Origin of the sequence: Vibrio floridensis, from assembly GCF_021852965.1 — a bacterium.
Taxonomy (GTDB): Bacteria; Pseudomonadota; Gammaproteobacteria; order Enterobacterales; family Vibrionaceae; genus Vibrio; species Vibrio floridensis.
Genome location: NZ_JAKGCY010000003.1, coordinates 263517 through 284409, shown reverse-complemented (window position 1 = coordinate 284409; position 20893 = coordinate 263517). Strand labels below are relative to the sequence as shown.

General features: G+C 46.6%; 20 protein-coding genes. 17 read left to right on the top strand and 3 right to left on the bottom strand.

The genetic code is table 11. The features are described from left to right. The first annotated feature begins 10 nt into the window (after positions 1-10). A complete protein-coding gene (gene radA / locus LZU85_RS07595) occupies positions 11-1390 on the top strand; it encodes a DNA repair protein RadA (RefSeq protein WP_011151055.1) in 1380 nt (459 codons plus the stop codon). 205 nt (positions 1391-1595) lie between these two features. Continuing rightward, entirely contained in the window at positions 1596-3683 is a 2088-nt protein-coding gene (gene fusA, locus LZU85_RS07590; protein ID WP_176298885.1) for an elongation factor G, read from the top strand. Positions 3684-3830: 147 nt separating this feature from the next. On the opposite strand, the gene LZU85_RS07585 is transcribed toward fusA, so the two are convergent. Further along, positions 3831-5516 carry an AMP-binding protein gene (locus LZU85_RS07585; RefSeq protein ID WP_237286814.1) on the bottom strand — a complete coding sequence of 562 codons (1686 nt, stop codon included), beginning with the start codon at positions 5514-5516 and terminating at the stop codon, positions 3831-3833. Between the two features lie 109 nt (positions 5517-5625). Beyond that, complete coding sequence (locus LZU85_RS07580; protein WP_237286813.1) at positions 5626-6375, bottom strand: helix-turn-helix transcriptional regulator; 750 nt, start codon at positions 6373-6375, stop codon at positions 5626-5628. Between the two features lie 473 nt (positions 6376-6848). Between LZU85_RS07580 and LZU85_RS07575 the strand changes: the two genes are divergently transcribed. Genes LZU85_RS07575 through LZU85_RS07505 form a run of 15 tightly spaced genes read left to right on the top strand, consistent with a single transcriptional unit; the run spans position 6849 to position 19533 of the window. After that, positions 6849-7022 carry a Flp family type IVb pilin gene (locus tag LZU85_RS07575; protein ID WP_176298882.1) on the top strand — a complete coding sequence of 58 codons (174 nt, stop codon included), beginning with the start codon at positions 6849-6851 and terminating at the stop codon, positions 7020-7022. Next, on the top strand, positions 7012-7197 hold the full coding sequence (locus LZU85_RS07570) for a Flp family type IVb pilin (protein ID WP_419795962.1): 186 nt from the start codon (positions 7012-7014) through the stop codon (positions 7195-7197). Before LZU85_RS07575 ends, LZU85_RS07570 begins: the two co-directional genes overlap by 11 nt. Before the next feature lie 38 nt (positions 7198-7235). Then, the gene (locus tag LZU85_RS07565) at positions 7236-7748 is read left to right on the top strand and encodes an A24 family peptidase (protein ID WP_237286812.1); all 513 of its coding nucleotides are present in this window, start codon (positions 7236-7238) and stop codon (positions 7746-7748) included. A gap of 32 nt (positions 7749-7780) precedes the next feature. After that, positions 7781-9130, top strand: a complete 1350-nt coding sequence (locus LZU85_RS07560) for an AAA family ATPase (RefSeq protein ID WP_176298880.1) — start codon at positions 7781-7783, stop codon at positions 9128-9130. Then, a complete protein-coding gene (cpaB, locus tag LZU85_RS07555; RefSeq protein ID WP_176298879.1) occupies positions 9127-9873 on the top strand; it encodes a Flp pilus assembly protein CpaB in 747 nt (248 codons plus the stop codon). Before LZU85_RS07560 ends, cpaB begins: the two co-directional genes overlap by 4 nt. 10 nt (positions 9874-9883) lie before the next feature. Further along, entirely contained in the window at positions 9884-11350 is a 1467-nt protein-coding gene (locus tag LZU85_RS07550) for a type II and III secretion system protein family protein (protein ID WP_176298878.1), read from the top strand. 10 nt (positions 11351-11360) lie between these two features. Then, entirely contained in the window at positions 11361-11615 is a 255-nt protein-coding gene (locus LZU85_RS07545) for a hypothetical protein (protein ID WP_176298877.1), read from the top strand. Positions 11616-11634: 19 nt separating this feature from the next. Next, positions 11635-12855 carry a pilus assembly protein TadG-related protein gene (locus LZU85_RS07540; RefSeq protein WP_176298876.1) on the top strand — a complete coding sequence of 407 codons (1221 nt, stop codon included), beginning with the start codon at positions 11635-11637 and terminating at the stop codon, positions 12853-12855. 1 nt (position 12856) lies between these two features. Next, positions 12857-13294 (top strand): TadE/TadG family type IV pilus assembly protein, encoded by a 438-nt coding sequence (locus tag LZU85_RS07535; RefSeq protein WP_176298875.1) that lies wholly within the window; start codon positions 12857-12859, stop codon positions 13292-13294. Continuing rightward, positions 13291-13809, top strand: a complete 519-nt coding sequence (locus LZU85_RS07530) for a TadE/TadG family type IV pilus assembly protein (protein WP_237286811.1) — start codon at positions 13291-13293, stop codon at positions 13807-13809. The genes LZU85_RS07535 and LZU85_RS07530 overlap by 4 nt, the downstream gene beginning before the upstream one ends. Beyond that, complete coding sequence (locus LZU85_RS07525) at positions 13787-15037, top strand: CpaE/TadZ family protein (RefSeq protein ID WP_176298874.1); 1251 nt, start codon at positions 13787-13789, stop codon at positions 15035-15037. The genes LZU85_RS07530 and LZU85_RS07525 overlap by 23 nt, the downstream gene beginning before the upstream one ends. A gap of 32 nt (positions 15038-15069) precedes the next feature. Then, a complete protein-coding gene (locus LZU85_RS07520; RefSeq protein WP_176298873.1) occupies positions 15070-16557 on the top strand; it encodes a TadA family conjugal transfer-associated ATPase in 1488 nt (495 codons plus the stop codon). A 12-nt stretch (positions 16558-16569) separates the two neighbouring features. Then, positions 16570-17535: a type II secretion system F family protein gene (locus LZU85_RS07515; RefSeq protein WP_176298872.1), complete on the top strand. Its 966-nt coding sequence runs from the start codon at positions 16570-16572 to the stop codon at positions 17533-17535. 1 nt (position 17536) lies between these two features. Next, positions 17537-18481, top strand: a complete 945-nt coding sequence (locus tag LZU85_RS07510; RefSeq protein ID WP_237286810.1) for a type II secretion system F family protein — start codon at positions 17537-17539, stop codon at positions 18479-18481. A gap of 11 nt (positions 18482-18492) precedes the next feature. After that, entirely contained in the window at positions 18493-19533 is a 1041-nt protein-coding gene (locus LZU85_RS07505; RefSeq protein WP_176298870.1) for a tetratricopeptide repeat protein, read from the top strand. A 116-nt stretch (positions 19534-19649) separates the two neighbouring features. Here LZU85_RS07505 and chrA read toward each other — a convergent pair whose 3' ends face one another. After that, positions 19650-20792 (bottom strand): chromate efflux transporter, encoded by a 1143-nt coding sequence (chrA, locus tag LZU85_RS07500; protein WP_139784349.1) that lies wholly within the window; start codon positions 20790-20792, stop codon positions 19650-19652. Between the last annotated feature and the right edge of the window lie 101 nt (positions 20793-20893).

The following is a 20893-nucleotide window of genomic DNA, read 5'->3' as shown; positions in this document are numbered from 1 at the left end:
TTGAGGCAGCATGTCGAAAGCAAAACGCGCTTATGTATGTAATGACTGTGGAGCGGATTTTCCGCGTTGGCAAGGGCAATGTAATGCCTGTGGCTCATGGAATACCATTACCGAAGTGAGATTGGCCGCATCGCCAAGCGTTGCGAGAAACGAGCGTTTATCTGGTTATGCGGGCTCTGCAACTGAATCAAAGGTTCAGGTGTTGTCTGAGATTGATTTGCAAGAAGTTCCCCGTTTTTCCAGTGGCTTCAAAGAGCTTGACCGTGTCTTGGGGGGCGGCATTGTCCCTGGAGCGGCGATCTTGATCGGTGGTAATCCTGGTGCGGGTAAATCGACGCTGCTGTTGCAAACCATGTGTCAGCTTTCCGCCAACATGAACGCACTCTATGTCACGGGGGAAGAGTCGTTGCAACAAGTCGCGATGCGTGCTTCTCGACTGGGTCTACCGAAAGAACATCTTAAAATGCTGTCAGAAACCAATGTTGATAAAATTTGCCAAGTGGCTGAGCAAATTCAGCCTAAGATCATGGTTATTGACTCGATTCAGGTGATGCATGTTTCTGATGTTCAATCTTCTCCGGGAAGTGTGGCGCAAGTTCGCGAGTCTGCCACCGCGCTCACTCGTTATGCGAAGCAAAACAATGTGGCGGTATTTATTGTTGGCCACGTGACAAAAGATGGCACTTTGGCGGGGCCGAAAGTGTTGGAGCACATTATTGACTGTTCTGTGCTGCTGGATGGTGATGCGGATAGTCGTTTTCGTACCCTTCGCAGCCATAAAAACCGTTTTGGCGCGGTGAACGAGCTTGGGGTGTTTGCCATGACAGGGCAGGGATTACGTGAGGTGAGTAACCCTTCGGCGATTTTCTTGTCTCGTGGCGAAGAAGAAACGTCAGGCAGTTCTGTGATGGTGATTTGGGAAGGCACCCGACCTTTGTTAGTGGAGATCCAAGCGCTGGTCGATTACTCACAACTCGCCAACCCAAGACGTGTTGCCGTGGGCCTTGAGCAAAATCGTTTGTCGCTACTGCTGGCGGTGCTGCATAAGCATGGTGGTTTACAAATGGCGGACCAAGATGTGTTTGTTAACGTTGTTGGTGGCGTGAAAGTAACGGAAACCAGTGCGGATCTAGCGCTTATTATGGCGCTACTGTCCAGTTTTCGAGATAGAGCCTTACCAAAAGATGTGGTGATATTTGGTGAAGTGGGCTTGGCTGGCGAAATTCGCCCTGTACCCAGTGGCCAAGAACGTTTAAACGAAGCTTTCAAGCATGGCTTTAAGAAAGCCATCGTGCCGTTGGCGAATATGCCGAAAGGTGGGATACCCGGAATGCAGATCCATGGGGTTAAAAAATTAGCCGATGCGATATCAGCGTTTGACGAACTTTAGATAATGCAGCTGTAGTGTTGAGAGACTTTGAATGAGCGTAAAGGAAGTAAAAAATTAGTTTGTCACCGCTTTGCAAGCTAAGCATTGGTAAGCTTTACTATTGTAGAAGAAAATTTTTCTTAACGAATAGCACGCAAGGGTATCAGTCTTGACAGATTGTGATATACTCTGCGCGCACTTTATACCTTATTAACAGAGTAAGACAATGGCAGATTTATCAAAATACAGAAACATTGGTATTTTCGCGCACGTTGACGCGGGTAAAACCACTACCACTGAGCGTATCTTGAAGCTTACTGGTAAAATCCACCGTCTAGGCGAAGTACACGACGGCGCATCAACCATGGACTTCATGGAGCAGGAAGCTGAGCGTGGTATCACTATCCAGTCTGCTGCGACTACTTGTTTCTGGAAAGACCACCGTTTTAACGTAATCGACACCCCGGGACACGTTGACTTCACTGTTGAAGTTTACCGTTCTCTAAAAGTTCTTGATGGTGGTATCGGTGTATTCTGTGGTTCTGGCGGCGTTGAGCCTCAGTCAGAAACCAACTGGCGTTACGCAAACGAATCAGAAGTATCTCGTCTGATTTTCGTTAACAAACTAGACCGTATGGGTGCAGATTTCTTCCGTGTTGTTGAGCAAGTGAAGAAAGTACTAGGCGCTAACCCTCTAGTTATGACTCTACCTATCGGCCGTGAAGACGAGTTCGTAGGTGTAGTTGACGTATTGACTCGTCAAGCATTCGTATGGGATGACACAGGTCTTCCAGAAAACTACGAAATCAAAGAAATCCCAGCAGACATGGTAGATCAAGTTGAAGAATACCGTGAGATGATGATCGAATCTGCTGTTGAGCAAGACGACGAGCTAATGATGGCTTACATGGACGGCGAAGAGCCATCTATCGAGCAAATCAAAGCTTGTATCCGTAAAGGTACTCGTGACCTAGCGTTCTTCCCAACGTACTGTGGTTCTGCATTTAAGAACAAAGGTATGCAACTTGTACTAGACGCAGTTGTTGATTACCTACCGTCTCCAACAGAAGTTGAGCCTCAGCCACTGACTAACCCAGAAACGGGTGAGCCAACTGGTGAAGTTGCAACAGTATCTGTTGATGCGCCTCTAAAAGCGCTAGCGTTCAAGATCATGGACGACCGTTTCGGTGCTCTAACCTTCATCCGTATCTACTCAGGTCGTCTGAAGAAAGGTGACACTATTCTTAACAGTGCAACTGGTAAGACTGAGCGTATCGGCCGTATGGTGGAAATGCACGCAAACGACCGTAACGAACTTGAAGCAGCACAAGCGGGTGACATCATCGCTGTTGTTGGTATGAAGAACGTTCAAACTGGTCACACTCTATGTGATCCTAAGCACGAATGTACTCTTGAGCCAATGATCTTCCCAGATCCAGTTATCTCTATCGCTGTTAAGCCTAAAGATAAGAACGGTTCTGAGAAAATGGGTATCGCGATCGGTAAAATGGTTGCAGAAGATCCATCATTCCAAGTTGAAACTGACGAAGATTCAGGCGAAACCATCCTTAAAGGTATGGGCGAACTTCACCTAGACATCAAAGTTGATATCCTGAAGCGTACTTACGGCGTTGAGCTTGAAGTTGGTGCTCCACAGGTAGCTTACCGTGAAACTATCACGAAAGCAGTTGAAGACAGCTACACGCACAAGAAACAGTCTGGTGGTTCTGGTCAGTTCGGTAAGATTGATTACCGTATCAAACCAGGAGAGCAGAACTCTGGCTTTACCTTTAAGTCAACTGTTGTTGGTGGTAACGTTCCTAAGGAATTCTGGCCAGCAGTTGAGAAAGGCTTCAAGTCTATGATGGCTACTGGTACTTTGGCTGGCTTCCCTGTTCTTGACGTTGAAGTTGAACTATTCGACGGTGGCTTCCACGCAGTTGACTCATCTGCAATCGCATTTGAAATCGCAGCGAAAGGTGCATTCCGTCAGTCAATTCCGAAAGCGGCTCCTCAACTTCTTGAACCAATCATGAAAGTTGACGTGTTCACTCCAGAAGACCACGTTGGTGACGTAATCGGTGACTTGAACCGTCGTCGCGGCATGATCAAGAACCAAGAAATGGGTGCAACTGGCGTTCGCGTTAAAGCAGACGTACCACTTTCTGAAATGTTCGGCTACATCGGTACTCTACGTACAATGACTTCTGGTCGTGGTCAGTTCTCTATGGAGTTCTCTCACTACGCACCATGTCCAAACAACGTAGCAGAGCAAGTAATTGCTGAAGTTAAAGAGCGTAACGCTAAGAAGTAATTCTTAAGTTAACTCAATAACAATAAAACCCGCAGTTCGCTGCGGGTTTTTTTATTATCGGTCTCTTTTGTAAAACTTTTAGGCACAGAACCGGTTGGAATATTTACACATACTAGTGTGAGCAGAGCGTGCCCGCTCACATCGCAGTTAGTCCTCCCAAATGACCAGTTTATCTTTAGGCCAGTTTTGTCCTACTTCGTGATATTTCTGTTCTAGTACATGACGTTTGATTTTTAGCGTCGGAGTTAGGATTCCATTGTCAATACTCCAAGGTTCTTTGATCATTAATACGCCTTTGATCTGTTCGTGTGATTCCAATTGTGCATTCATCTTGGTGACTACTCTTTGCGTGGTACTTTCATAACGCGCGCGATCAAAGTTAGGAAAATTGTGAGGGACGACAAGAAGTATAGGGGCTGGTAAGCCTAAGCCGATAAGGCACATCATTTCCACTCGGCTGTATTCAAAGAGTTTATTTTCAATTGGAACAGGGGCCACAAACTTACCTTTGGCGGTTTTAAAGGTGTCTTTTTTCCTACCTTGGATAGTTAAATAGCCATCATCATCGATTCGACCTATGTCACCGGTGTGAAGCCAGCCCTCTTTATCAAAGGCTTCTTGAGTGGCAATATCGTTTTTGTAGTATCCGGAAAACAGCCCTTTGCCACGCACCATGATCTCATCATCGTTGGCGATTTTGAGTTCAATACCCGGACCTGCATTGCCAACGGAACCTATTTTGTCGGCTCTAAATGGGTAGTTGAGCGTGCTGTAGGCAAACGACTCAGTCATTCCCCATGCTTCGGTAATATTCAAACCGACACTGTGATACCAAGCAAGAAGAGCCGGAGAAACGGGCGCAGAGCCACAACCAAGAACGCGTGCTTGATCTAAGCCTAAGCCATCGGCTAACTTCTTCTTAATTAAGGAGCTCACAAAGGGAATCTTCAGCAAAAAGTTAAGGCGTTTTTGCGGCAGTTTATCTTGGATGCGTTGCTGGAAGAGAGTCCACAGGCGTGGCACCGAAATAAACAACGTTGGACGCTGCATTTTTACATCTTCGATAAAGGTATCTAACGATTCTGGAAAGGCCGTTTGTACACCTCCCATGATCGACGATCCAAAAATGTAAACGCGCTCGGTAATATGAGCCAGTGGGAGATAGGAAAACAACCGATCATTGGGTTGAATACCGATGTGTTTGATCAGTTGTTGTACTGACCATGTAAAGGCACCATAGGTGAGCATCGCCCCTTTTGGCAATCCTGACGTACCCGATGTGTAAACAAGGGACATCAATTTATCATCGTAGTGCGTTGGCCGTTCAGTACTGGCTTCTGATTGAAGAATTAACGTGGTGAACTGGTATTGGCATTGTGGTGCGCTGTCATAGGGTAATGCAATTGTGATGAGTTCAGAGAGCGAATCGATCACTTTTTGAGTTGCCGCTGAATCGTCAAGCTTGCCAGCAAGGAGAATTTTACTTTCACTGTGAGTAATGCAGTATTCAATGGTATCGGCGCCCGCTGTCGGAAAAATGGGCACACTCACATAATCGCCAAGCATCATGGCAAGATCACAAATAAACCATTCAGCACAGTTTTTAGAAATCAGAGCGATTCTATCACCCGGTTGAGCGCCAAGTTCTCTTAGTGCTGAGACCAATCTGAGTGCTTTGTCAGCCACCTCTGCATAGGTAAACTCCACAAACTGTCGATTGATGATCTGTTTGAGGTACACGTCATGCGGGCGTTCCTTAGCCCATTTGAGGATCATGTCGCTGGGGGTTGGGAGAGCAAGTGGCAGTTTGCTTAACTCGTTAGGCTGTATCATTTCTAACTCCATGTTATTGGCAAAACAATGTTTGTTTTTATGTTAATTTATTGTTAACGATAGCATGCTTTATGCTTAGCAGAAATAAAAAAAATGGCGCTCAAGGCGATCAGGATAACGAATTATTAAGTCGGAACTTTCCGGGGCTCACGCCTGTTTTCTTTTTGAATATTCTAGAAAAGTAAGAGACGTCTCGATAACCGCATTGGTAAGCGATAAAAGCAATTTTGGTTTGCTTATCTTCGACCAGAAGCTGTTTCGCGAGGTTGATTCGCTTATTGGATAGGTAATCACGAAAGCTCAGTCCGATTTCTTTATGGAAGACTTTTGAAAAATAGGTGACAGAGTAATGACAAAAGGACGCGGCATCTTCTTCTCGTATGACATTACTTATGTTTTTGTCGATATGGCGTAGCAGAGACTGCAATGCTAGGCTCGCAACGGGCTCTTGGAGCACAACATTTGACTGAGAATCAGAAGTTCCCCCCAGCTCAATATACCAATGTAAGTTCATGCGAGTGATCAGTTGTTGTAACCATTCTTGCGTATTACTCATGGCTAAATTGAGATGATCAAACACGGCCGAATGGTAATAAGAGCCGAGCTCGATGGGTCTGGAATGGATCAGTATGAGTTTTTTGTTGAGGTTAATACTCAGCTTTAGCGCAGTAAGCAGTAACGGATACTGTTCTTCCGAACGGATAAAAAAGAACGCAAACTGGGTGCTAGGTTCACTAAGTATTGATACATCAGTATCGTGCTCGATCAATGTGAACGTATTGAGGATGAGATCTTTTTCTTTTTGATCAAGATGGTGAACGGAGCTCCCTAACCAATGAGCGGTGCGTCTCACTTCCATACTGATTCCCCCCCAAATAAAAAAGCCTGAATGCTAAGTCATTACGATCTTGGTATTCATTGCGACAAGCTTCCTCCTTATGCTGTCGTTCGCTCTCATTGATCTTCATTCTGTCTATCATTGTGCTTTTTACCCCTAATCAAACAGATATAGAAAAGTGAATGAGCTCATATAAAAAGGTTAGTTCTGCGGCAAAAAAGTGCCAACAAAAAAAGTGATCCATTTTATTTTTTCTATTTGAGGAGGAAAACTGGATGGAAATTCCAAGTAATTACTATTGTTTTCATATGTTTTTATTAACATTTTCTGAATAGCAGTCACTCAGGTATTTCTTTTTGCGAATCAATAAACAATGAGTTTCTTGATGAAAGTCGTAAAAAAGTACTAGTTAAAGACAAAAAAGTCCTAACGTCTTTATTTAGTGAGCTCTAACTTTAAAGAGCAAGTTCGTTGCTTATGGAAGGAGAGACACAATGAGCAATCTATTACACAAAGCTAAAGCCTTTTTGCAAGATGAAGAAGGTTTGTCCGTGGTTGAGTATGTTGTCGGTGCAGCGTTGCTGGTTGCAGCGTTGAGTGCGGTATTTACCGGCCTTGGTGATAATCTGAATACCAAATTAGACGGGGCTATTGGCAGTGGATCATAGTCCATTCAAGCTACTTCACAGTTTCAAAAATGGCATCGATTTTTTGAAAAATGAGGAAGGGTTGAGCGTCGTTGAGTATGTCGTTGGCGCTGCCCTACTTGTGTTGGCGTTAGGGACTTTGTTCGCTGAGTACGATGACAAGCTGAACAACAAAGTAGATAGTGCACTTAGCTAAGCGTGAGCTCGCTTGAGCTTAGGGAGAGGCCAGTGATAGTGAATAGTTTGATATGGTTTTGCTTACTGGTGATTGCGGTTTATGACGCTAGGGACAATCGCATACCGAATATTTGGTTATTGCCCCTCACCCTTTTAGCTTGTGTGCACTCTCTTATTGTTTACGACGTGGCATTTATGTTGTCGTCATTGGCTGCCGGAGCGGTTTATTTCTCGTGTGGCCTAGCACTTTACTTCCTAAGGGCGATGTCTCCGGGTGATGTTAAGTTGTTGGGTGTTGTCGGCATGCTCGTCGGTTGGGATGCCATGGGGGACGTTGCTTATTGGATTACCCTCTCGGCAGGTATGGTTGCCGCACTGTTTATGCTTCTTCACTACGCGCAGAATCCGGATTCGCTGAGTCAAGTTCTTGGGCGCTATTCACTGCAAGCAATGAGTGGCCAAGTACCTATACTTTCATCGTTTCAGTCACGCGTTGCTATGCACGGGAAACTCACCATGCCGTTTGCACCCGCTGTTGTTATAGGGTTGGCGCTGTTTCATTACTTTTAGAGTGAACGCAATACATAATAGTAGGGGGCTTTATGGCCGCAGAACCCACAGCGAAACACAGAGACAAACTCACACCTCAGGCAGAACCACCTAAGGTGCCTACCTCTTTGAGTCAGTTAAAAATTCCGCCAGTCGTGGTGGAGAATCTAGTGATCAAACAGTTGGCTGCCTACCCAAAATCAGATCTTCTTTCGCTTACTCGTTTAATGGGACTTAACAGCCACATTATTGATGAAGTGCTGGCTGCGTTACGTAAGAAATCTCTAGTAGAGGTTTTTCAGTCGGATCCCGCTGCTTTTGGTGAAGCGAATCAAGGAACCCGAATTCTCTACGCATTATCTGAATCTGGAATGGAAGAAGCGGACGATGCGTTTGTCAAAGATGCTTACTTGGGGCCATGCCCGGTTTCCGTTACGGAATACTCTGAGATGGTGAGAGCGCAAGATGTACGAGCAAAAATCGTCAATCGAGCGGATGTAGAGTACGCCTTCAAAGATGTATTGGGCGCCCATCGTATGGTGTCCGTTTTAGGGCCAGCCATCAATTCAGGCCGAGCTTTACTCTTGTACGGTGATGCAGGAACAGGCAAAACGTTTGTCGCTACTCGTTTGCTGAACTCTTTGAATACTTCAGTGTTTATTCCTTACTCTGTGTATGCCGCAGGTAACATTATCAAGGTGTTTACCCCGCAGCATCATAAGAAAGTTGAAGAAGATATCGGCCAGCAGTCTTTCGCATTCAAAGATCAATTTGATAAGCGTTGGGCACTGTGTGAACGTCCGAGCATTCAGGTTGGCGGTGAGTTAACGATGGATATGTTGGAAGTGAACCATTCTCAGCACAATCGAGTTTGGATGGCACCATTACAGATGATGGCCAACAACGGGATTTTTATTATTGACGATTTAGGCCGTCAGCCCATGCCAGTTGCCACCTTACTCAACCGTTGGATTGTGCCGATGGAATATTTCTACGACTATCTCTCGTTGCCCAATGGTCAACAAATCACCATTCCATTTATTTTGACGTTGGCGTTTTCGACCAATTTAGACCCTGAAAAAATCAGTGATCCCGCATTCTTGCGTCGTCTGGGTTATAAGATTCAATTCCAACCCTTGATGAAAGATGAATACCAAGAGCTTTGGCAAATCATGGCTCGTGGAAAATCGCTATCACTTGAGCCAGGGTTGTTTGAACGTCTCACTGAACTACATGAACAACACAATGTCGGTTATTACCCTTGTTTGCCGAAAGATATTGCAGGTATCAGTCGCGATATCGTGGCATTCGAAGAGTCAGAACCCGTGATCACAAAACAAGTCCTTGAACGGGCATGGCAAGTCTACTTTACCGCGGATGGTAAAGGCGGAGGTGCACGATGAGTCGTAACCAAATCATATTACTTTTCTTACTTTCGATTTTATTTGGTTTGGCGGCGGTATTTTTTGCCAAGCAGTGGATGGATAAACAATTGCTTCCCCAGCAAGAGGTGGAGGTCGTTGAGCGAGAGCCCGTGGTGATTGCTGCCATAGAAATACCCGCTGGCAGTGTGATTGAACCGCAACATTTGACCACTAAGCTTCTCGAGAAATCGTGGCGAGAGCTCTCTCAGTACACGGATCCTAAAGAGTTGGTTGGGCAAATCGTTGCAGGAGCGGTTTATCCCGGGGAAATTATTATCGAGCAACGACTGACGGTTCCCGGAGAAGGCTCAACACTGGCCGCTTTGATTCCAGAGAAGAAACGTGCCATTACCATCCGAGTCAATGACGTCATAGGGGTAGCCGGTTTCTTACTACCTGGTAACCGTGTGGATGTGCTCAATACCGTTTCTTATGGTAAAGGCTCTGCGACCACGCAAACCGTACTCAAGGATATTAAGGTACTAGCGGTTGACCAAACGGCAAGAACCAAAGAAAACAAGCCGATCATAGTGCGAGCGGTGACGCTTGAAGTGTCACCTGAGCAAGCTGAGAAGCTATTGAGTGCCAAGAGTAAAGGGGAAATCCAGCTCACATTGAGAAATCCCCACGAACCCGAGGAAAAAGTGGTTCGCCGTTATGTCGCCCCTAGTGTCACCATAATTAAAGGGACGGAGTCATCGAAGATTCAGGTTAAAGAATAAGGTGTGACGCATGAAAATTTTGATTTTAGTCTTTACGTTAAGCGTGCTGAGTATCTTTACCGCTCAAGGGGCAACGCAGACAGGGAAAGTGGTCACCGTACCTCATCATAAATCCACCTTTGTCGCATTGTCGGGCAAAGCAAAGCGAGTCTCTCTTGGGGATCCTGAAGTGCTGGATATTGTGATGCTAAAGTCCGATGAACTGTTTTTGATTGGTCGCAGGCTGGGGTCTACTAACCTAATGGCTTGGGATAGCCGCGGCAATCTGATCGAATCAATCAACATCGAAGTGACTCATGATCTCAATAGCTTAAAGCAGAAGTTGTTTGAGTTTTTGCCAGATGAACCGATCCAAGTACACAGCGCGCAAAACCGTTTGATTTTAAGTGGCATGGTTAGCAACCAAGAAAGAATGAACATCGCGCTGCGTGTTGCTGAAACGTATGCCGCGGGTCAGCAAGCTGATGAGGCAACCTCTTCACTCAATAGTCAGGTGGATAAAAGTGGCGTGATCAACCTCATGACGATTGGCGGTGCGCAGCAAGTGATGCTCGAAGTAACCGTAGCAGAGGTGCAGCGCAGCTTGGTTCGTCGTTTCGATTCCAATTTTCACTTCTTTGAAAACAACGGCAGCTTCTCATGGGGAGCCACCTCTGCGGGCGGCATCATTGATGATATTGGCGGTGGTGTTGGCCCTATCTTCAATGTGCCAGGGATCGACAGTACCGGTTTACTCAGCACCTTTATTGATGGCGACACTCTGTTTACTTTTGCATTAGACATAGCCAAAGAAAATGGCGTCGCCAAAGTATTGGCCGAGCCGAATTTGACGGCTTTAAGTGGCGCTAAAGCGGAGTTTCTTGCTGGTGGCGAGTTCCCGATCCCTGTGCCGGATAGCGATGGTGTTACCATCGAGTACAAAGAGTATGGGGTGGGATTGAAATTTGTTCCGACCATCTTGAGTGACAAACGCATCAATCTTAACTTGGCGGTTGACGTGAGTGAAATTGCCGCATCGAACACTTTGACGTTAAGCCCTGGTGGTACCAATGCCAGTTACTTTATTCCACCGATCACGCGTCGATCCGCTTCATCAACCTTGGAGTTGGCGGATGGTCAAACCATTGGTATTGCGGGTTTGCTCAGCGAAAACGTTCGAGATGTCAGCAGCAAAATGCCTGGCTTTGGCGATATTCCAGTCTTGGGGCAACTCTTTAGTAGCCAAGATTATATTTCGGGTGAAACCGAACTGGTGATTTTGGTGACACCCAGACTCGCTAAGCCAATCGACCGTAGCAAAATTACTCTGCCGACGGATGCCTTTGTAGAGCCCAGTGATCTCAAATATTACCTATTGGGTGTTGGTGCTTACATTGCGGATTCCCCCGTGAAACAGAAGGCTGGCGCACAGCCTGAGCCGGAGTTCCTTCAGAACGGCCAAGGTGGCACTGAAGGTGAGTTTGGACACAGTTTATAAGGAAAGAGAGATGAATGTTTATACCGTGCTATTTATTATCAGTGTCTCTTTTTTAAGCGGATGTGCAAATGATGCGCCTTTAGGCCAACATGTGGCTAAACTTAAAGCAGAGCAAACTTATAACCCTGATGCAACTCAGGAGAATCTAGACCTTATTCCCTACGGCAGTGGCGATAAAATGGACAGCGCTTATCAGGGTTACCTCGGTAAGAAAACTGAAAGCATGTCGACGAGTAGTAGCCAAGTTATCAACGGTTTCAAGTAATAGCCGTTAAGGATGCATTATGGTCATAGGCAGATACCGCAATGGAAGACGTAAACAGCAAGGTTTAGTGGCGGTGTTAATCACGGTCGCCATGCTGAGCTTTATCATTATGGCTGCCTTAGCCATTGATGTGACACACCAAGTGGTCAATCGCACCAAGCTTCAAAATGCGGTAGATGCGGCAGCCTTGGCCGCGGCTATGGTTGCCGATGCTACCCACGACACGGACGAGGCAACGGAAGCGGCCATTTCAACACTCACCTCCATGCATAATGCTTCTGGCAACAGTGAGTTGGATATGGATTCGGCGACTTTTGCCATTGCCTATTCTAACGATCCTTTGACTTTCCCCGACGGCAGCTTTGATGACACTGGCGATATTTATGTGCGTGTGTCGGTGGATAATCTCAGTTTGAGTGAGTTTTTCATGCAAGCGTTAGGACTGAGTAAAGTCGTTTCAGCTTCGGCGGTAGCTGGCCCAAGTTCTAACATCAACACCATCAGCAATGTGGTGCCGATCGGGGTGTGTAAGGGTGACGAAACTGGTGGTATCTATGGTTACAACGCGGGTGAAGTCTACGTTTTAAAAGTCGGCGATAGCAGTTTATCCAGTATGGGGCCAGGTAACTTCCATCTGCTTGATTTTGGCTCGGGTGCCGACACTGTCCGTGAAGCATTAGGTGGCGGTTACGATGGCACGGTGCAAATTGGTGGCAGCATTAATACCCAAACAGGGGTAGCTGCCGGGCCAGTTGGGCAGGGAGCAAATACTCGACTTGGCATCTATCAAGGGGGTGTTTCAAGCAGTAATTATCCACCTGATTTCATTACTGACCTTCCCGACACGCCAGCCACACTCGATAGTGATGGTAATGTGATTTATGACTATGCCAGTGACCTTACCTATGCGGAGTACAAAGCTAAGACGGAAGCTTGCATTGCCGATAGCAGTTCAGGTGATTGTGAGTCCGGTGGTCAGCCTTGGCGTCGTGTTTTACCGATCCCTATGGTGGATTGCTCGGGGTCGAGTGGTGGTACCACGACCTATACTGTGGTGGAAGTTGGCTGTTTCTTCCTTTTGCAGCGTGTACCAACAAACAACTCTGGTTTAGGACAAGTGGTGTTTGGTGAGTTCGTTGACTCATGTGTGGTGGAAAACGGCTCGATTGGTAATACACCAGGAAACCAAGGTGCCTACAAAATCATCATGTACAAAGACCCCAACAGTGGAGGTGCTTAACATGACCTTCTTAAATCGAATCATTCGTCAACAAGGTTTCGCCGCGGTCGAGATGGTGGCGACCCTCCCTGTGATCCTGATTCTTCTCGTCGGGATGTTGGAAATCGGCCACATGTTCACCCAATACAATACTTTGGCGAAAGGGGTGCAAAACGGTGCTCGTTTTGCGGTGAACGATGTTTACGGCACCATTACTTATGACCAAATCGCCAACGAAGCCGACATCAAAAACATGGTGTTACATGGGCAAGTCTCTGGAGGCAGCTACACTATTTTAGATAACTTAACGGCTGACGATATTACCATTACTCACAGCGGAGGGGTGGTAACCGTGACGGCTTCTTATACCTATGTGCCAGCCTTCACCAAGATCCCCTACACCAATACAGAGTTGGGAATTACCTTTACGGCGTCATCGGTGATGAGGAGCGGATTGTGAGAAAGCATGGTGGAAGAAGTGGCAAAAAAGTGCAGGGATTGGCGGTGATCGAGCTGACCATCGTCTCCACGGTACTCATGTTGATTTTGCTGTCGATTTTTTCGATTGGCTATTACATGTTTTCGATTCAAATGATCAACGAAGCAACACGCAAAGCTGCGCGCTTAGCTACGGTGTGTTACGTCACTTCGACCGCGCATCAAAATGTCAAAAATACGATAATCAACAGTAGTTTACCAAGCAATTTTTCGGATCAGCATTTGGTGATTGAGTATCTCGATGCCAATGGAGATGTGGTGGCGGGAGACCCTACAGATAATGATGTTTTCATCACCATAAAATACGTCAGAGCTAGAGTGAGTAATTATCAGTTTCAATTTGTTTCTGTTCTTAATTTTTTAGGAAACAACGGCTTAGTGACCATTCCAGAATTTGAAACCACACTACCGGTAGAAAGCCTGGGTGTAGTGAGACCAAATAAAAACGATTCGGATGGGTCCACAACAGACTGCTAGGGGACGGTATATGGGAGAAGCTGTGAAGCTCAATAGAAACAATGATGAAAGTTATGCTCGCTTAAAAACCAGTTTACATATCTGGGTGTTGTACGGTAGCGATCGATTTCAGCTTCATATGGGGGCGCAGCTCAAGCTGTGTAAAAACCTCAGTTTTGACCTGATCTCACTGCATAACTTTAATGTATCGGGTCTTGCTCATTTGACGCCACCCGACTTAATTTTTGTCGAAACTGGGCCTAATTGGGCTCAAAAAGTGCTCGCCTTACAAGAATATGAAGCACCGAGTGAGGATTTTGAAGCTTCTCTTATCGTATTTGGTGATGAGAGCGATAACGGGGCGCTTAAGATTGCCTTGCGTTTGGGGGCGGCTGACTTTGTGTCAGATAAAGCGATGGTGGGGGATTTCTTTCATCTGCTTAAAAATGTATCGGATGAGAAGTTTTCGAGTCGAGAGTCCGGAGAATTATATCTTTTTATCAACACCAAAGGCGGATGTGGGGCGTCCACATTGGCGTTAAACACGGCATTGGAAGTAGCGGGTACTCATCCTGGAAAAGTTTTGTTGCTGGATGTGGATATTCCTTTTGGCGTCATTTCTGAATACCTCAACATTTCACCTCAATACAGCTTAACGGATGTGATTGAACACTCGAAAGATTTAGACCACGACTCTCTCTCTGCCATGGTGACTAAAATGGCCAGTGGTTTACATGTGCTTGGATTTTTCCATGAAAATAACACTGAAGATTTTGATAAAGCGAAAGAAATAGGTCGTTTACTCCCTGTGCTGAGAGAAATATACCCCTATGTCATCATCGATTTATCGAGAGGTGTTGATCGGATATTTTCTGCGGTGGTGTCTCCCGCGACCAAGGTTTTTTTAGTGACACAGCAGAATTTGGCGGCGATAAAAAACACCTCTCGCATTTTACGCATGCTCACTTTTGAGTATGGCGTGACGAAAGAGCAGATTGAGTTGATCGTTAATCGCTATGAAAAACGTGCATCGATCAAATTGAAAGATATCGAGCACACCATCACTGGCATTCCGGTCTTTATGATTCCTAATGACTACCGAGTGGCGGTAGAGAGTGCCAACTTAGGCAAACCTTTTGTGGAGAGCAAAAAAAACAGTGCGATTACGCGTTCCATTGTCGAGTTTTCTCATCACATTGCGAAACCTGAAGAAGAGAAAAAAAGTTGGTTAAAGAAACTATTTTCTTAGAGCGTAAGAATTAAAAATAAAAGGACAAGGTTATGTTTTTTAAAAGAAAAAATATCAACCCAGAGTTTCAGGAAAAAGTAGAGGCTCTTGTCACACAGCCAGATTCGACCATCAGTGATGATGTTGTGGTGGGCATTGACTCTACCATGTCGCCGCAACAAATCGTAAGTGATGAGGTGTTGTCGCAAGACAAAAAACAGCTGGAGCGTCAGGCAAAAGATAAGGCTGTCGAGGAAGCGCGTAAGCAACTGGAACAAGAGTTGGCCATAAAACACTATTACCATCAGCGTTTATTGGAAACCTTAGATTTGGGGTTGTTGTCGAGTTTAGAGAAAGAGCGGGCCAAGAAAGAGCTTCATGATGCCATCGTACACTTAATGGCGGACGATCAAACTCACCCAATGAGCTCGGAAGGGCGCAAGCGGGTGATCAGACAAATTGAAGACGAGGTCTTTGGCTTAGGTCCTCTAGAGCCGTTGCTGCATGATAAAACGGTGTCAGATATTTTGGTTAATGGCCCAAAAAATGTGTTTGTAGAGCGACGCGGTAAGCTAGAAAAAACACCATATACCTTTCTAGACGACCGCCACTTACGCAACATCATCGATCGTATCGTCAGCCAAGTGGGGCGTCGTATTGATGAAGCGTCACCCATGGTGGATGCGCGTTTGCTGGATGGCTCGCGAGTCAACGCCATCATACCGCCTTTAGCGCTCGATGGTGCATCCGTTTCCATTCGTCGTTTTGCCGTTGACAAGCTCACCATGGACAACATGCTTGGTTATAACTCCCTCTCGCCGCAAATGGCTAAGTTTGTTGAAGCGGCGGTGAAAGGGGAGCTGAATATTTTGATTGCGGGTGGTACGGGCTCAGGGAAAACCACCACTCTCAACATCTTCTCCGGTTTTATCCCTTCCGATGATCGCATTATCACCATTGAAGACTCGGCAGAGCTGCAACTGCAACAACCGCACGTGGTGAGATTGGAAACGCGTCCTCCCAACTTGGAAGGGAAAGGTGAAATCACTCAGCGTGATTTGGTGAAAAATGCGCTACGGATGCGCCCTGATCGCATTGTGCTGGGGGAGGTGCGTGGTGCTGAAGCGGTGGATATGCTGGCGGCAATGAACACCGGTCACGACGGTTCTCTGGCGACCATTCACGCCAATACCCCTCGTGATGCGCTGAGTCGGGTGGAAAATATGTTCGCCATGGCGGGTTGGAATATTTCGACCAAAAACTTGCGTGCGCAAATTGCTTCGGCGATTCACTTAGTGGTGCAGATGGAGCGCCAAGAAGACGGTAAACGTCGTATGGTGAGCATTCAAGAGATCAATGGCATGGAAGGGGAGATCATTACCATGTCGGAGATCTTCCACTTTAAACGCCAAGGTCTCGATGCCAATGGCAATATTCTCGGTTACTACACTGCGACAGGAGTGGTGCCAGCTTGTCACGATCAACTGACCAAACGTGGCTTAGATCTGCCGTTTGAGCTCTTTAATGAAAGCTATGCATAGCGGGAGGCAAACATGGATGATATTACCTATTTCTTCGTCTTGCTCTTTTTTGCGGTGGTGTTTATCTCTCAGGCTCTAATTCTTCCCGCCGCAGGCAGTAAAGCTAAGCACAAAGAGCTCTCTCAGCGTTTGAAAGAAACGCAGATGAACCTAGATGAAGAGGCGCGCTCTCTACTTCAAGAGCACTATTTAAAAAGCTTGTCTCCTTTAGATCGCAGTTTGGTCAAAGTGGCTGCCTTTGCTTCGTTGAAAAAATCGATCGAACTTTCAGGCCTAGATTGGTCTTTGGCGCAGACATTAATGGTCTGTTCGATCATTAGTTTTACCACCATCGTCACAATGATGATTCTGGCTCAGCCTTGGTATCTCGCCTTGGTGGGCGGCTCTGCGATTTGGTTCGCATTGCAGTTTTACCTGCAAAAGCGTATTACCAACCGACTAAACCGTTTTGAAGAGCAGCTACCAGACGCGCTTGATATTATTCGACGTATGTTGCAAGCCGGTCAACCCGTGACTCAAGCGTTCAATGAAGTGGGCAACGAGATGGCACCACCGATTGGGATTGAGTTTAAAAATACCTTTAACTTACTCAATTATGGCTATGACATGCGTTTGGCGATCATGCAAATGGCGGAGCGCACCCCAACGGTGTCAATGTTGGCATTTTCCAGTGCGGTGTTATTACAGAAAGAAACGGGCGGGAATCTGTCTGAAAACCTTGAAAAAGTCGGCAAGGTGCTTCGCCAACGTTTCAAGTTAACGCGAAAAATCAAAACCATCTCGGCTGAAAGCCGCATGTCGGCCTGGATTCTCGTGCTCTCTCCATTTGTTTTGTTTGTCGGGCTGATGTTCATTAACCCCGAATACGTCAAACCCTTGTACCAAGATGAGCGAGGGATGGAGCTGGTCACCATGGGGATTGTCAGTTTGTTTTTTGGCGCCATTTGGATTCGCAATATCATCAATTTCGAGGTGTGATATGGACGAACTACTTTCGGTGTTTGCTAATGTGCAGCTCGATGAACAATGGGTGTTGCTTGCATTAGTTCTGATTTCTACTAGTTTGCTGGTTGTCACGGTTGCCGTCGTGTTTTCCGGTAATCGCGCACCAGTGAAGAAAAAGCTTGAGCAAATTCATAAAGAAGTTTCAGGACAAGCACTGAAAAAGAAAAATCGCAAAGTTGAAAATACATTGGAGTCCCTTACCCCGATCATGGTGGGGAAAAGTTCGAAGGAGAAAGAAAGCATACGCAGCCAGTTAATGCATGCCGGTTTCCACAATCGAGATGCCTTGACGGTGTTTTACATTATCAAGGCTGTTTTTGCTGTGTTGGGCTTTACTGGTGCGGCGCTGGTTTTCTTTTTGTTGCCTGACATGGACAACAGTTCTATTGCTATCATCGTGTCAATCGCAGGCGGTCTGTATATACCTAATATTGGACTCAACCACTTTGTCAAAAAGCGTCAACGTATGATTCGTGCAGGTGTTCCTGATGCACTGGACTTATTGGTCGTGTGTACCGAATCCGGTTTAGGTTTTAATGCGGCATTGCGAAAAGTGGCCGATGAGTTGGCCATCTCTCACCCTGAGTTTGCCGATGAGTTGGATACGGTATGTGCCAAGATCAAAGCAGGGGTCGAAATGTCGACCGCGTTTGAGGATTTGGTGACTCGCACTGGGCTGACGGAAATCAATGGCCTCGTGACCATGCTGGCTCACGCCTCGAAAATTGGCGGCAGTTTGTCACAAACGTTGCGTGATTATACGGAAGATTTCCGTGACAAACGTAATCAGGAAGTGGAAGAAATTGCAGCAAAAATTCCGACAAAGATGATTTTTCCGCTACTGTTATTTATATGGCCTTGTTTCTTTATTGTTGCCGTTGGGCCAGCATTGTTATCGCTATCGGATGCGCTAGGGTAAGGGGAAAAGGTATGAAAATGACAAAAACGCTACTCGGGTTGCTGGTGGTCGTAACGCTTTATGGATGTGCCAGCCAAGAGCCGAAAGGCCCACAGTATGATCTTAGTTTGTATGATGGTCGCCCCATCGATACATTAACCTCTGATGTGATGCCAGTTTCTGAAACCGAAGCGATCACACGCGGTGATGTGGCATTACGTAACAATAACAATGATCTGGCGCTTTATGAGTACATCCGTGCACTCTCTTTCCCCGATGCACAATATCAAGACAAAACCTTGTACAACATCGGCCGTATTCACGAATCGCGCGGCAATATCGCCTTGGCGGAGAAAGCCTACACAATGGCGGTGGAATACAATCCGGACAATGTGAAAGCGCTGGAACAGTTAGGGGCAATTTACAGCAAACAAGGGCGAGTCGATGAAGGAAAAAGCTATTTCTTGCGTGCCTTGAATGCAGACCAAGTGCGCTTGAAAAATGGTAAAACTTTAGCTGGCGGTTTGATCATGGTGCAAGACATCAACCAGCTTAAAGTCGACAAAGCCTCTCCAGCGATGGCATACATGGGGCTTGGTGTACTATCGGATGTTGATTCTCAGCACACGTTGGCCGAAGCCTATTATCTCAAAGCGCTAGAGATCAAGCCCAATTCGATGAAAGGGATGATGAATCTCGGCTATTCCTATTACATGAGCGGCCAGTATGACAAAGCCGAGCGCTACACCTTAGCGGCGCTGGAAAAAGATCCCAATAATCAAAAAGGGCAAAACAACTTAGCTCTAATTTATCTTGGCAAGAACGAAGTGAAGAAAGCCATCAACATTTTCATGCGCAGCATGGGGGCACCGGAAGCGCTGAACAATGTTGGTTACTTCTTGATTCTGCAAGGTAAGCCGGACAAAGCGATTCCCTACTTGCAACAAGCGATTGATAAAAAGCCGTCCTATTACAAGCTGGCGAATGAGAACTTAGAGCGTGCTTTGGCGATGGTTCGTGAAGAGCAAGAAAACGCGCAAGGTGAGGTCTCGACAACCATGGTGAAGCCTTAGCAAGATGATTTGAGGTTTCACTTCATGCCATAGTGGTTATCCTCAAGCAACAAAGCGAGCTCAGGCTCGCTTTGTGTTATCTAAAAACGTGGCATTCGAAGTGGCGCATGCAGCAATTACAGCATGCCCAGCGTGGCTCCTGAGAGCATGAAAAACAGCACCAGAGCCAAGATAGGTACTTTGATCTGCTTTTGCAGATAGAAGCCAATGAGAATCAAGCCCACATCCAGCCCGCTACTCACCGCGCTACTAAAGACAGGTTGATACAATGCGGCGACCAGCAAGCCAACCACCGCAGCATTGACGCCTTGCAACGCTCCTGAAACGCGAGGATTAGCGGCTAACAGCTGCCAGTTTTTCAGCACGCCCAGCATCAACAAGAATCCAGGCAAAAACACCGCCAAAGTCGCGACAATCGCGCCAAGAATGGGCGAACTTGGATGCAGTACATAACCAATATAAGTGGCGAAGGTAAACATCGGCCCCGGAACCGCTTGGGCAGCAGCGTAACCAGTTAGAAACGCATCTTGGCTGATTTGCTCTCCCACGATGTTTTGCAGCAAAGGCAGCACCACATGCCCGCCACCAAACACCAAGCTGCCCGCTTGGTAGAATTCGTTGAACAGTCGTACCAACGGCTGAGCAGTGGTCAGCAGCGGCAACAGCAGCAACAGAGCAGCAAAGATCACCAGTGGGGTCAGTGATGGTGTAAAGCCGTGCTCAGTGGCTTTGTTTTCACCTTTGAGTGCAATCACCCCAATCAGCGCCGCGAGGATCAGCACGGCCATTTGCGTGGCGATGCCTGAGAACACCAACAAGGCGACAGCGGTGGCCACGCAGATGCCAACGGTCAGCGGCGAGCGGCAAAAGTTTTTATACATCCCCCAAGCCGCGTCGGCCACGACCACCACGGCGAGCAGTTTTAAGCCGTGTACGACATTTTGAAATAGTGCGGTGTCGGTCACTTGGCTGCTAACCAGCGCCAGTAGCAACATGATCACCACCGAAGGCAGGGTAAAGCCTAAGAATGCCGCGCAAGCGCCGGGTAGGCCGCCTTTCTTGTAGCCCAAACCAAAACCGACTTGGCTTGAGCCAGGTCCCGGTAGAAACTGGCTCAGTGCAACCAACTGAGCGTATTCTTCGTCGCTAATCCATTTCAATTTTTCAACAAAGGTGTGGCGGAAATAGCCAATGTGCGCCGCAGGACCGCCAAAGCTGATCCAGCCGAGCCAGAAAAAAGTCTTAAAAATTTGTAGCATGTTGTACATCTCAACAAAAAAGTGAGTTCACTCTACGAAAGAACCTATAATGATTCAAATTGATAGTTTTCATGATTTGTATGAATTGTATGGGATGAAGT

Coding starts and splice junctions, on each gene's coding strand:
- radA (WP_011151055.1), top strand. CDS start 11: ATGTCGAAAGCAAAACGCGCTTATGTATGTAATGACTGTGGAGCGGAT.
- fusA (WP_176298885.1), top strand. CDS start 1,596: ATGGCAGATTTATCAAAATACAGAAACATTGGTATTTTCGCGCACGTT.
- LZU85_RS07585 (WP_237286814.1), bottom strand. CDS start 5,516: ATGATACAGCCTAACGAGTTAAGCAAACTGCCACTTGCTCTCCCAACC.
- LZU85_RS07580 (WP_237286813.1), bottom strand. CDS start 6,375: ATGGAAGTGAGACGCACCGCTCATTGGTTAGGGAGCTCCGTTCACCAT.
- LZU85_RS07575 (WP_176298882.1), top strand. CDS start 6,849: ATGAGCAATCTATTACACAAAGCTAAAGCCTTTTTGCAAGATGAAGAA.
- LZU85_RS07560 (WP_176298880.1), top strand. CDS start 7,781: ATGGCCGCAGAACCCACAGCGAAACACAGAGACAAACTCACACCTCAG.
- cpaB (WP_176298879.1), top strand. CDS start 9,127: ATGAGTCGTAACCAAATCATATTACTTTTCTTACTTTCGATTTTATTT.
- LZU85_RS07550 (WP_176298878.1), top strand. CDS start 9,884: ATGAAAATTTTGATTTTAGTCTTTACGTTAAGCGTGCTGAGTATCTTT.
- LZU85_RS07545 (WP_176298877.1), top strand. CDS start 11,361: ATGAATGTTTATACCGTGCTATTTATTATCAGTGTCTCTTTTTTAAGC.
- LZU85_RS07540 (WP_176298876.1), top strand. CDS start 11,635: ATGGTCATAGGCAGATACCGCAATGGAAGACGTAAACAGCAAGGTTTA.
- LZU85_RS07535 (WP_176298875.1), top strand. CDS start 12,857: ATGACCTTCTTAAATCGAATCATTCGTCAACAAGGTTTCGCCGCGGTC.
- LZU85_RS07525 (WP_176298874.1), top strand. CDS start 13,787: ATGGGTCCACAACAGACTGCTAGGGGACGGTATATGGGAGAAGCTGTG.
- LZU85_RS07520 (WP_176298873.1), top strand. CDS start 15,070: ATGTTTTTTAAAAGAAAAAATATCAACCCAGAGTTTCAGGAAAAAGTA.
- LZU85_RS07515 (WP_176298872.1), top strand. CDS start 16,570: ATGGATGATATTACCTATTTCTTCGTCTTGCTCTTTTTTGCGGTGGTG.
- LZU85_RS07510 (WP_237286810.1), top strand. CDS start 17,537: ATGGACGAACTACTTTCGGTGTTTGCTAATGTGCAGCTCGATGAACAA.
- LZU85_RS07505 (WP_176298870.1), top strand. CDS start 18,493: ATGAAAATGACAAAAACGCTACTCGGGTTGCTGGTGGTCGTAACGCTT.
- chrA (WP_139784349.1), bottom strand. CDS start 20,792: ATGCTACAAATTTTTAAGACTTTTTTCTGGCTCGGCTGGATCAGCTTT.